Below are 11526 nucleotides of genomic sequence, written 5' to 3' on the forward strand. Positions count from 1 at the left end.
GGTCCCACGGACGGTAGATAACGGAATCATCACGGGACCGTGTACGGTATTCGTGATGCGAAGCGCCTCCGCTGAACTGCCCAAGGCCCCCGGTGCGCTGCCGGTGGCCGCCGTCCTCGCCCGCCCCTGGGTGCTTCCCGCCGGGGCGGCGGTGGTGTCGGCACTGGTGTTCGTGCTGGTCAGCGGGCATTTGATCGACGACACGTACATCACGCTGTCGTATGCGAAGAACCTCGCCTTCCACGGCCATTGGGGCCTGATCGAGGACGGCACCGCCAACACCGCGACGTCGCCGCTGAACGTCCTCGCGCTGGGTCTCGTCACGTTCATCGTCCGAGACGCCGTCTTCGCCGCCGGGATCGTCTTCGTCGCGAGTCAGGTGGCCCTCGTCCTCGGCCTGCGGCGCATCGGCGCCGCGACCGGCCTCCCCGCCGGGTTCGCCCCGCTCGCCCTCGGCCTGATGCTGGTGAACCCGCTGCTGATCTCCTCGGTCGGCCTCGAGGTCGCCCTCGGCGCGGCCGCCGTCGTCTGGCTGATGGTGTTCCTGCACGAACGCCGTCCCGCCGCCGCGGGTGCGGTGATCGGCCTGATCGCGCTGATCCGGATCGACCTGCTGCTGATCGCGTTCGTGCTGTTCCTCGCGCGCCGCGAGTTCTGGGTGGGCATCTGGCGGATGACGTTCGCCGCGCTCGCGGTGATGCTGCCGTGGTTCCTGTTCAGCTGGCTGGTGCTGGGCTCGGCGGTGCCGGACACCCTGGTCATCAAGATCATGCAGCGTTCTTGGGGACCGTTCAGTTTCACCAACGGGCCGCTGCTGTACTGGCGCAATTTCCCCGAGGCGGCGACACTTTCGTTTCTGCCACTCGTGATCGGCGGCCTCGCTGGTCTACTGTGGACATTCCACTACCGGCGCGGCTCGGACCGCGCGAAGCGGCTGGCGCCGTTCGCGACGCTGGCGATCGCCGGTGCGACGCACTATCTGGCGTATTGCTGGCTGAACGTCCCGCCGTATCACTGGTACTACGCGCCGAGCATCATCGGTGCGACGATCTTCCTCGCCGCCGCTGCCTGCGCGGTGCCCGGCCGGGCCCGCCTCGGGGCGGGGATCCTCGCCGGCGCGTTCCTGCTCGCGAGCGTCGTCTCGTACGCGACGCCGGAACTGCCGCGCCGGTTCGCGCCGATCACCAGCAACCACGCCGCGTCCGACGAGTACCGCGAGATCGGCTCGCAACTGGCCGAACTGACCAAGGGACGCAAGGTGGAAAGCGCCGGTGAGGTCGGCGCGCTCGCCTATGCCTGCGATTGCGACATCGTCGACCAGTTCTCCGACCGCGGCTCGGTGGATCCGGCGATCACCGAGACGAAGAGCCGCAGCGGTGACCTCGGCAAGGCGTTGCTGGAAGCGAACTTCCGGTTCTTCGACCACAGCGTCCCGCCCGCGACCCCGGATCTGGTGCTGGCCACCACCCGGAAGGCACCACCGCCGAACGCGCTGGCCAGCTGGACGATCAGCTCACCGTGGATGGGCACGCAGAAGCTCTACCTGGTGCCCGCGCGGTAGAACCCCGTCACGAACGGGCGGACGACCTCACCGCCGAAGCGGTCGTGGACCAGGTTCTCGATGGCGTCGAGCAGGCGCACGCGCTCTTCCGGCGGATGACTGAGCACGAGCGCCATCGAGGCGTACAACGTGCGCAGCCGGGCGGCGTCCATCCGTGTCTCGGAGCGGATCACTTCGCTGGCGAAGCCGGTGAACCCCGCGGCGGTCAGGTACTCGCGATGGGCGTCCACGTCCAGCTGGAACGGCGGCCCGCCCGGATCCATCACGGTCCCCGGTGACATCCCGAGGATCTCCTCGGCGGCCGTGTCGAACTCGTGCGGCCGGGCCGGATCCTCGAACATCATCCACCAGAGCGCGATCTGCCCGCCCGGTTTGACGATCCGACGCAGCTTCGCGGCGCCGACGTCGGGCTCGACCCAGTGGAAGGACGTGGCCGCCACCGCGAGGTCGTAGGCATCGTCGGGGAGTTCGGCGTCTTCGAACGGGGCGGTGACGACTTCGAGGGCTTCCGTCGGGTGCGCGACGCGGAGGAAGTCGGCCAGGGGAGCGCTGGGTTCGACGGCGGTGACCGTGGCCTGGTGCGCGAGCAGCCGGGCGGTGACCAGGCCGGTCGCCGGTCCGATCTCGACGACCCGGGCACCGGGGCCGAGGCCGCAGTGGGTGGCGAGGATCTCGTAGACGCGGTCCGGGTAGTCGGGGCGCCCGGCGTCGTAGGACTCGGGATCCTGGCCGAAGAGGTGCCTGCCCTGATGCGTGTCGAGCCGCTTTCTCCCCATGGCCTCCAGTGTCCCGCATTTAGTCCTCTGGTTGCGGTCCTTGCGCGTGCAACTACCGCAACCAGAGGACGAAATGCGGCCGGGGTCAGCGGCGCGAGTCCGCCCGGGCGGCTTTGGTGACGGCCAGCATGTCCCGTTGGAAGACCACGGAGCCATCCGCGAAGACGAACTGCAGCACCGGCCGTGCGGGGAAGCTCCGCCCCAGGTAGACCGCGCCCACCGAACGCACCACGCTCGACGGCATCTCGTCGAAGGTCCGGAACGGCTGGGCGGGATCCTCGCCCTCCAGCATCCGCGCCGGGTACACGAGGGCCAGCCGCCGGTCGGACAGCGTCAGCCGTGCCTCGCCGCGACCACCGGCCAGGTGGTCCGCGATCCGCACCGCGGTCTGCTCCGCCGACCGCGCGATGATCCAGTAGGCGATCGTCGGGTCGTCGGTCCAGTCGGCTTCGAGTACGTCCGGAGCGGGGAGTGGCCACCGCGTTTTCCCGGTCACCGCAGGGGTTTCCCGAGCCGCCTCGTAGGACAGCGAGAGCTTTCCGTCCAGCAACAGGCCCACGTAACCGTGCGCGGGCGGGCAGCCGATGATCAGGCGCTCGCCGGGAGCGAGCCAGTACTGGTGCAGTTCCCGCTCGACGATCTCGTCGACGGACGTCGCCATGGGAAGAGTGTTCTCCATCAGCTCACCGTCACCGAGTAGAGCCAGGCGAACTGCCGGGGATCGTCGCAGTCGAACAGGAAATCCATCCCTGATCCGTCCACAAAGGACGCGCGAAGGCAGGGAACCCGTTTCTTGCCGCGCTCCGCCACCGCGAAACCGCCGATCCGCTCGCGCGGGATCTCGGCGCAGGGGACCATCTCGTGCCGCGCGATCGGGACGCCCTCGGCGTTCTCGCCGTACGTCTTCGTGGTCATGATCGCGGCGATCTCCTTGCCGGTCTTGACCACGCCCTTGCCGAAGCCGATCGCCTTCGACATGAACGACTTCTCGGCGGCCTTCTCCGGCTCCGGCGTGACGACCTTCTCCAGCACCAGCAGCCGCGCGCTGGTCAGCGCCCAGAGCCGCGACAGTGAGCCGCTGGTGGACAGGTCCCGCACCGTCGTATGCGCCAAGCCGCCCTGCTCACCGAACACGATGACCTGCGGCGACGGCGGATTCGACGCGCCGCTGTCGTCACCCCCGCCCAGCGCCGCGCCGACCATGTCCCCCGCGAAGTTCGCCGCACCCGAGCCGAGTTTGCCCAGTACGCTCTTCTTCGGCACACCCCACGGGTCGAGGCCGCGTACGTCGTAGTTCAACGTCCGGCCGTACGCGGCCCACAGCAACCGTTCGCCCGGGTGCAGCGAGGGCAGGGCCTGCGACGCCGCCCCGAGCGGGTAGCCGAGATTCATTCTTCGATCGTGAACCCTCTGTCGGTCGCCGCACGGCGCTCTTCCTCGGACGACGAATCCTGCGATTCGTTGTAGCCCGCCTTGACGCCCTGCTCGACGCCCAGTTCGGCCAGGTTACCGGCACTGCCGCGGAAGGCGGCCTTGCCGACGCTGGTCGTCCCGCTCATGCCCATCGCGCGCAGCCCGGCCTCGGTGAGGTTCGTGGTGAGCGCGTCCGAGCCCTCGCCGCCGACGCCGAACCGGTCGGCGAACCTGTTGGCGGTCTTGGAGGCCCCGGTCGTGGGGTTGGCCTTCGTGACGATCTTGGCCAGCGGGTTCTTGTCGATCTGGTCGGCGAGCCGCTTCTGGAGCCAGTTGCCGTCGCGCAGGCCCTCGGCGCGCTCGACGACCTTCTTCAGCGGACCGTTACGGAGCATCTTCAGGATGTCTTCGAGCTTCTCGATCAGCGGCTTGAGCTTGCCGAGCAGCTGCTTGACCTTCATCCCGAGCCGTCCGCCGGTCACCGCGACCTGGCCGGCCGTGGCCGCACCCGCCGCGCCGACCGAGGCGCCCGCCGTGATCCACGAGGCGGCCAGCGCGGCCAGCCACTCGATGATCAGGCCCATCACCAGTTCTCCGATGATGTCGATGACGATCTCGACGAACGCGTCGAACAGGTCGGCGGCGATCTCCAGGATCTGCTGCAGCCCGCGGACGTCGTTCGCGAACGCCTTGGCGCCGCCCGAGAACTCGGTCATCTGGCTGCGGAACGCCTCACCGGCGTCGCCCTTCCAGGGTTCCTTGGTCGCTTCCGCCCGCTTCTGCTCGTGCTCGGCGACGCCGTCGAGCCACTTCGCGGTCTGCTCCCAGCCCTTGGCGGTGCTGCGCATCTGCTCGGGATCGCCGATCGCCGGCTCCAGCACCAGTTCGACCAGCGGGCTGATCACGATCCCGATCAGGAAGCCGAGTCCGTTGTCCAAAAAGGACTGGCCGGGGCTCGTCACGAGCTGCAGCTGTTCCATCCGCGCGTGCACGGCCGCGATCGCGACGTCCGGCGGGCTGCTCGCCCTGGACACCTCGGAGGACGTGCTGATCCACGAGCTGCCGTAGCCGCCGTTCTGCTCCCAGAATCCCTTGCGGTTCGAATCGCCCGCGCTGTTGACGTCACTCAGGCTGCCGGGCCCGCTGCCGCCGTCGTCCAGGCCGGCGCCGAGGCCGGTGATGACCTCGGCGGTGCCCTGGTTGTGGTCGACATAGGTCTTCGCCGCGGTGGTGGTCTTGTCGGCGATCTGGTCCATGAAGGACTTCGCCTGCTCGGCGAGGTCCTGGCATTCCTGCAGACCTTCGAAGTACTTGAACGCCATCAGCTCACCGAGCGGGCCGAAGCAGTCGTCCGAGACCCTGGCCTGCTCCAGCAGGCTCGCGAGGCTGCCGAAGTTCCCCGACGCCTCTTTGGACCCTGTCGCGTGCGCGGTGAGCGCTTCCGTCTGTACACCGAAGCCGGTCATGAGTCCCTCCGCAGGATCGGGCCGCCGAAGTCGTCGTCCTCGGTGGGTGCCGGACGAGCCGGACGCTGGGTGCGGACGGGCTGCTGCTGAACAGGAGAGGCCGGCCCGGCGAGGGATTCCGCGGGCGGGGGAGCGCTCGGCCCGAGCGGCTCGACATGGGCGTTGAACGCCTCTTTGAACTGTTCCGCGCGGTCGCCGAGGATCGGCTGGACGGCCTGCTGCATCGCGGCCGCCGCCTGCTGCGTGGCTTCCCTGATCGCGGTCAGGATCTCCTGCTGCAGCGCGGTGTGCGAGCGGTTCATCGCCCTGGGAGACAGCTGGAGTCCCAGCAGCGCGCCCGACGGGGCGACGGTCACCGTCACCGAACCGTCGGCGTTGCGCGCGGATCCGCGCAATCCGGCGATCTTGTCCTTCAGCTCCGCGGCCTTGGCGGCCTGCTCTTGAAACGACCGGATGGCCGCGTCGAGCTTGGCTTCCTGGTCAGCCATCGATTCCTCTCAACCCGTGAACGAAGGGGAGACCCCCTCCCCGTCCGTGCACGGGTTGAGACGAACGGAGCAGCGACGCCGTTCCCTAGATCGGCAGTTTCCGGAAGATCGGCCGGGGGATGTGCCGCAGGGCCGACATGACCAGGCGGAACGGCGCGGGCGACCACACCAGTTCCTTGCCCGCGCGCGAGGCGGCGACCGAGGTCTCGGCGACCTGTGCGGCGTCCACCGTCAGCGGGGCGTCCTTGAGGCCTTCGGTCATCTTGGTCCGGACCTGGCCCGAGCGGACGACGGTGATCTGCACGCCGAACTCCGCCAGGGCCTCGCCGAGGCCGAGGTAGAAGCCGTCGAAACCGGCCTTGGAGGAGCCGTAGACGAAGTTCGAGCGGCGGACGCGCTCACCGGCCACCGACGACAGCGCGATGACCTTGCCGTGCCCCTGCGTCTTGAGCTTGTTCGACAGCGCGACGCCGACGGACACCGCGGCCGTGTAGTTCACGGTCGCCGCCTCGACGGCCTTCGCGTGGTCCTGCCACAGCTCTTCCTGGTCGCCGAGCAGGCCGAACGCGACGACGGTGACGTCGATGTCGCCACCCTCGAAGGCCTTGTCCAGTACAGCCGGGTGGGTGTCGGTGGCCTCCGCGTCGAAGTCCACAGTGGACACCTCGGCGCCCTTGTCCTTCAGGCGCTGGGCCGCGGCGTCGAGCCGCGGCGACTGGCGGCCGGCCAGGACGACCCGGAGCGGGCGCTCGGCCAGGTACTTCTCCGCGATCGCGAGCGCGATGTCGGAGGTACCGCCGAGCAGGAGCAGGGACTGGGGGTTGCCCACAGCGTCGATCACAGTTCCAACCTTCGGGACATGTCAGAGGCGAAAACGCCTTCGGGGTCAACGGAAGCGCGGACCTTGCGCCATTCCTCGAGCCGCGGGTACATCTTCGCGAAGTTCTCCGCGGAGGTGCGCGAGTCCTTCGCCGTGTACAGGCGCCCGCCGATGGCGAGCACGTCTTCGTCGAGTTCCTGGCAGAACCGGCTCAAGCCGTCCTTGATCGGGAAGTCGAGGCAGACCATCCAGCCGGGGTGCGGGAACGACAGCGGCGCCGCGTTGCCCTCGCCCATCTGCTTGAACACGTTGAGGAACGACACGTGTCCGGAATCCGCGACCTTCTGGATGATGCGGCGCAGCGGCTCGTGCGCGTTCAGCGGAGTGCTGAACTGGTACTGCAGGAAACCCTTGGAGCCGTAGGCGCGGTTCCACTCGCCGAACAGGTCGAGCGGGTGGTAGAACGCGGTCAGGCTCTGGATCTGGTCGCGCGCGTTCTTCGCGGTCTTGCGGTAGTACAGCTCGCCGATCGCGGAGAACGACAGCTTGTTCGCCAGCCCGTTCGGGAACACGTCCGGCAGGGTCGCGAGGGTTCCCGGGTTGAACTTGAGCGGGTCGGCCCGCAGCTTGGGCGGCAGCTCGTCCAGCTTCGCGAGCGAGCCGCGCTGGAAGGCCGCGCGGCCGAGTTTCGCGCCCCTGGAGATCGAGTCGAACCAGCCGGACGAGTAGGTGTAGTTGTCCTCGGAGCCGTCGGTGACCAGCGCCAGGGTCTCGTCGAGGTTCGCCGTGCGCTGGATGTCGGCCTTGAAGTAGGCCGTCTCCGTCTTCGTCATCCGGATCTTGGCGCGGACGATGATGCCGGTCAGGCCGATACCCGCGACGGTCGCCCAGAAGAGCTCCGACTCGGGGCCGTCCGGGGTGATCGTGCGCACCTGCCCGTCGGCGGTGATCAGGTCCAGCGAGACGACGTGGTTGCCGAAGCTGCCCGCCGAGTGGTGGTTCTTGCCGTGGATGTCGTTCGCGATCGCGCCGCCGATCGTCACCTGGCGCGTACCCGGCAGCACCGGGACCCACAGGCCGTAGGGGAGGCCCTCGCGCATCAGCTTGTCGAGGCTCACGCCGGCGTCGAGGTCGACGATGCCGGAGTCCGGGTCGATCGAGTGGATGCGGTCCAGCGCGGTCATGTCGACGACCAGGCCGCCGGCGTTCTGCGCGGGGTCGCCGTAGGACCGGCCGAGACCGCGCGCGATGACCCCGCGTTCCCCGGCCTGCGTCACCGCGCGGGCGATGGTCTCCACGTCGGGGGTGCTCAGGACGTCCGCGATGCTCGGCGAGGTCCTTGCCCAGCCCATGAGCGACTGCCGCTGTGTCTTGGGTGCTTGGGTCACGCCGACCAGGGTAACCACGCCGAACACTGCCCGGAACGTGACCCTGAAGTGCTCGCTTCTACACTTTGGGCACCAGCCCCAGCAGTTTATGAGGTAGAGCAGTGGTGGCGACCGACCCGCAAGCCGGTTCGACGGCGGCAGCGCCGTCCTCCCCTGGGCTGCTCGGGCAGCTCATCCGCTTCGCCCTCATCGGTGGCTTCTGCGCACTGGTCGATTTCGGTGTCTACCAGGGGCTCCGTGCCCTCGGAATGGACGCGACGCCGTGGGTGGACATCGCCCGCGCGCTCAGTTTCATCGTGGGCACCACCACCGCCTTCTTCCTGAACCGCAAGTTCACCTTCGCCGGTGGACGCCAGGAAGGCGCACGTCAGATCGGTAGCTTCGTACTCCTGTACGCCGTGACGTTCCTCGTCGCCGTCGGCGTCAACCGCACGATGCTGCACGTCCTGCCCGAGTCGGCCTGGAAGTCGACCTTCGGCTGGGTCGTTTCGCAGGCAACCGCGACCGTGATCAATTTCGTCATGCTCAAGTGGGTCGTCTTTCGTGAGCCCCGCGCCATCGCCCAGTCTTGACCAGCACAGAGGAGAACTGAGGATTCATGCCCGGTAAAGCCGCCGTCACCGGAGAGGCCCCGAGCGCCATGGTGAGCACTATCGACGACACCCGCTTCGCGGAACGCACCCCGCAGGGCCGTCTCACCGCGCAGCGCGGGCTTTACGCCGGCCCGGCCCCCATCGTCAGCAAGGACCTCTACGCCGAGCTCCAGTGGGGCAGTGCCGTGCGCGAGCGCGCGGGCATCGCCATCGAGCCGGCGTCGAAGGTGTCCGGCAACACCTATTTCGGGCGCTTCCCCGCGAGCTACTGGCAGCGCTGGACCGACGTCACCGAGGTCGCGGTCGAGGCCGTCGTCACCGGTGACGGTCAGCTGTCCGTCGGTGCCTCCGACATCGAAGGCGACTCGCGCGTCGTCGCCGCCGAGGTCGTCACGGGCGCGAAGCAGAAAAAGGTGACGCTGACCGCCAAGCTGGACAAGTTCTACGACGGCGGCGCGCTCTGGCTCGACCTCGAGACCGAGGGTGGCCAGTCGCTGCGTGTCGAGGGCGTCCGCTGGACGGTCGAGGCGCCGGAGAAGATCCGCCCGACCGCGGTGACCATCTGCACGATGAACCGCGCCGACGACTGTCTGTCGAACCTGCAGGCGCTCGCCGCCGACGTCTCCTCGCTGGAGACGCTCGACGCGATCTACGTCGCCGACCAGGGCACCGACCTCGTCGAGTCGCGTGACGGCTTCGAGCAGGTCTCGAAGGACCTCGGCGACAAGCTGCACTACATCAAGCAGCCGAACCTCGGCGGCGCCGGCGGCTTCACCCGCGGCCTGTTCGAGGTCGCCGGGCACACCGAGACCGAGCACGCGAACGTCCTGTTCATGGACGACGACGTGCTGCTCGAGCCGGACCTGGTGATCCGGATGACCGCGTTCTCCAACCGCACGGTCAACCCGGTCATCGTCGGCGGGCAGATGCTGAACCTGCTGCACCCGAACCAGCTGCACGTCGGCGCCGAATACGCCCGGCTGAACACGCTGGAGCCCGGCCAGCCGGTGACGCACTCGCTCTCGACCGCCGACCTGCTCGGCGTCGACGAGGAGACCCTCAAGCCGAACCGTCAGGAACGCCGCCTCGACGCCGGGTACAACGGCTGGTGGTCCTGCCTGATCCCCTACGAGGTCGTCAAGGCCACGGGCTACCCGCTGCCGTTCTTCTTCCAGTGGGACGACGCGGAGTACAGCTACCGCGCCCGCGCGCACGGCTTCCCCACGGTCACCCTTCCGGGCGCCGGCGTCTGGCACGCCGACTTCCACTGGAAGGACTGGGACGAGTGGCACCGCTACTTCAACCTGCGGAACTCGATCATCACCGCCGCGCTGCACTCGCCGTTCAACCTGAACCTGCTCTCGCGTGTGCTCATCGCGCAGCTGGTCCGGTACCTGCTCGGCATGCAGTACGGCCTGTCCGCCACGCTGATCAAGGCCGTCGAGGACTTCCTCGAAGGGCCGGAGGTCCTGCGTGACGGCGGCGTCGCCGCGATGAAGGAGATCCGCCGGATCCGCGACGAGTACCCCGAGACCAAGCGGCACAAGGCCACCGACGTCCCGGGCATCGCGTCGAACGACATCGGCATCATCAACAGCGCGCCGCGGCCCAGCATGCAGCGGCTGGTGCTGATCAAGCGGATCCTCGACCGGGTGCTCGGCCGCAGCCGTCACTCGCTCGGCGCGATCCCGATCGACGAGGCCCACTGGTGGCACGTCGCGACCTTCGACACCGCCGTCGTCACCGACGCTTCGCAGGAAGGCGTGCGGGTCCGCTCGTACGACCGCGTGAAGATGTTCGAGCTCGCCCGCAAGGGCGCGAAGACGATCCAGCGGCTTCGCAAGGAGGGCGCGGCGGTGCAGGAGCAGTACAAGCGCGCCATGCCCGAGCTCACGTCGCGCGACAACTGGAAGCGCCTCTACGAGCTGTGAGCAGTGCTATGAACGGGTCGTTCCTTGCAAATTTCGCAAGGAACGACCCGTTCATAGCGTTCAGGGGAAGTTTTCGATGGGGCGACCCGGTGCTCGCCGACTGAGGCGAGTGGCCGCGAGGGGGTCGTGAGTGGCAATGAGGGTTAGAACCCGAATTGCCACTCACGACCCCCGGCCGGTCACCTCACCAGCCCCATCGGTCACTTCAGCCGCAGCAAAAGGGGAGCAAGGGACCTTTAGTATCGCTAGCTTTCCTAGCGACGCTAGGTCGCCTGATGGTCAAGTAAGGGTAGCCTTACTCGCATGACGGATCTGGTCGCCCGAGCCCGCACCCTCGCCGATGACTTGCTCTTTCCCGCAGCCGCCGAGGTCGACCTCAAGGGCGAAGTCCCTTCGAGCCACTTCGACGCGTTAGCCGCCGAAGGCTTCTACGGCCTCGCGGCGCCGAAGGAAGCAGGCGGTCCCGGGCTCGACCTGACGACGATCACCCAGATCCTCGAAATCCTGGCGGGCGGCTGCCTCAGCACGATGTTCACCTGGGTCCAGCATCACGGCCTGGTCGCCGGCCTCGCCACGACCGACCGCGCGGATCTGCGCGAGCGCTACCTCCCGGCGCTGCTCAGCGGCGAACTCAAGGCAGGCGCCGCGTTCGCCGCGGTGATCCCGACCCCGCCGAGACTGCGTGCGGAGCGCGTCGAGGGCGGCTACCTGCTCGACGGCGAGGCCCCGTTCGTCAGCGGCTGGGGCGTCATCGACCTGCTCCAGCTGTGCGCCCGAGACGGCGACACCGGCGACACCGGCGACACTGTTGTCAGCGCGATCATCGACCCGGTGCCGGGGGAGCAGCTGGAGGTCCAGCCACTCGACCTCGTCGCGGCGCAGGGGACGTCCACCGTGCACCTTGGTTTCACCCGCTACTTCCTGGCCGACGAACGCGTCTACGGAAAGACCCCGCACGCGGAGTTCGTCGCGGGGAACACCTTCCCCTCCCGCCTCAACGGCTGCGCGCCGCTCGGCCTGGCCGCCCGCGCCGCCCGGCTCATCGAGGAGCTCGGAAGGGCCGACGTCGCCGCCGGGATCCGCGCGGAGA

11 protein-coding genes are annotated in these 11526 nt (G+C 68.5%); 4 read left to right on the forward strand and 7 right to left on the reverse strand.

Features of this window, described 5'->3' with window-relative positions; all coding sequences use genetic code 11:
- The first annotated feature begins 55 nt into the window (after positions 1-55).
- Positions 56-1561: a hypothetical protein gene (locus H5J31_RS14800; protein WP_181773130.1), complete on the forward strand. Its 1506-nt coding sequence runs from the start codon at positions 56-58 to the stop codon at positions 1559-1561.
- On the opposite strand, the gene H5J31_RS14805 is transcribed toward H5J31_RS14800, so the two are convergent.
- The 7 genes from H5J31_RS14805 to H5J31_RS14835 all read right to left on the reverse strand — a co-directional run bounded on the left by H5J31_RS14805 (position 1540) and on the right by H5J31_RS14835 (position 7912).
- Positions 1540-2337 (reverse strand): class I SAM-dependent methyltransferase, encoded by a 798-nt coding sequence (locus H5J31_RS14805; RefSeq protein ID WP_181773131.1) that lies wholly within the window; start codon positions 2335-2337, stop codon positions 1540-1542. The two genes, H5J31_RS14800 and H5J31_RS14805, sit on opposite strands and share 22 nt — an antisense overlap.
- A gap of 85 nt (positions 2338-2422) precedes the next feature.
- Entirely contained in the window at positions 2423-3016 is a 594-nt protein-coding gene (locus H5J31_RS14810) for a hypothetical protein (RefSeq protein WP_181773132.1), read from the reverse strand.
- A complete protein-coding gene (locus H5J31_RS14815) occupies positions 3016-3729 on the reverse strand; it encodes a hypothetical protein (protein WP_181773133.1) in 714 nt (237 codons plus the stop codon). Before H5J31_RS14815 ends, H5J31_RS14810 begins: the two co-directional genes overlap by 1 nt.
- Positions 3726-5216 carry a WXG100 family type VII secretion target gene (locus tag H5J31_RS14820; protein ID WP_181773134.1) on the reverse strand — a complete coding sequence of 497 codons (1491 nt, stop codon included), beginning with the start codon at positions 5214-5216 and terminating at the stop codon, positions 3726-3728. Before H5J31_RS14820 ends, H5J31_RS14815 begins: the two co-directional genes overlap by 4 nt.
- Entirely contained in the window at positions 5213-5704 is a 492-nt protein-coding gene (locus H5J31_RS14825; protein ID WP_181773135.1) for a YbaB/EbfC family nucleoid-associated protein, read from the reverse strand. The genes H5J31_RS14820 and H5J31_RS14825 overlap by 4 nt, the downstream gene beginning before the upstream one ends.
- A gap of 85 nt (positions 5705-5789) precedes the next feature.
- The gene (locus tag H5J31_RS14830) at positions 5790-6545 is read right to left on the reverse strand and encodes a decaprenylphospho-beta-D-erythro-pentofuranosid-2-ulose 2-reductase (RefSeq protein ID WP_181773136.1); all 756 of its coding nucleotides are present in this window, start codon (positions 6543-6545) and stop codon (positions 5790-5792) included.
- On the reverse strand, positions 6542-7912 hold the full coding sequence (locus H5J31_RS14835) for an FAD-binding oxidoreductase (RefSeq protein ID WP_328701487.1): 1371 nt from the start codon (positions 7910-7912) through the stop codon (positions 6542-6544). The genes H5J31_RS14830 and H5J31_RS14835 overlap by 4 nt, the downstream gene beginning before the upstream one ends.
- A gap of 101 nt (positions 7913-8013) precedes the next feature.
- Here H5J31_RS14835 and H5J31_RS14840 point away from each other — a divergent pair, with 101 nt between their 5' ends.
- The 3 genes from H5J31_RS14840 to H5J31_RS14850 all read left to right on the forward strand — a co-directional run.
- Positions 8014-8484, forward strand: a complete 471-nt coding sequence (locus H5J31_RS14840) for a GtrA family protein (protein ID WP_181773137.1) — start codon at positions 8014-8016, stop codon at positions 8482-8484.
- Between the two features lie 26 nt (positions 8485-8510).
- Complete coding sequence (locus H5J31_RS14845) at positions 8511-10436, forward strand: glycosyltransferase (protein ID WP_181773138.1); 1926 nt, start codon at positions 8511-8513, stop codon at positions 10434-10436.
- A 303-nt stretch (positions 10437-10739) separates the two neighbouring features.
- Positions 10740-11526, forward strand: a 787-nt coding sequence (locus H5J31_RS14850; RefSeq protein WP_181773139.1) for an acyl-CoA dehydrogenase family protein, incomplete at its 3' end; no start/stop codon positions are given.

The organism is Amycolatopsis pittospori (assembly GCF_013870525.1).
Taxonomy (GTDB): domain Bacteria; phylum Actinomycetota; class Actinomycetes; order Mycobacteriales; family Pseudonocardiaceae; genus Amycolatopsis; species Amycolatopsis pittospori.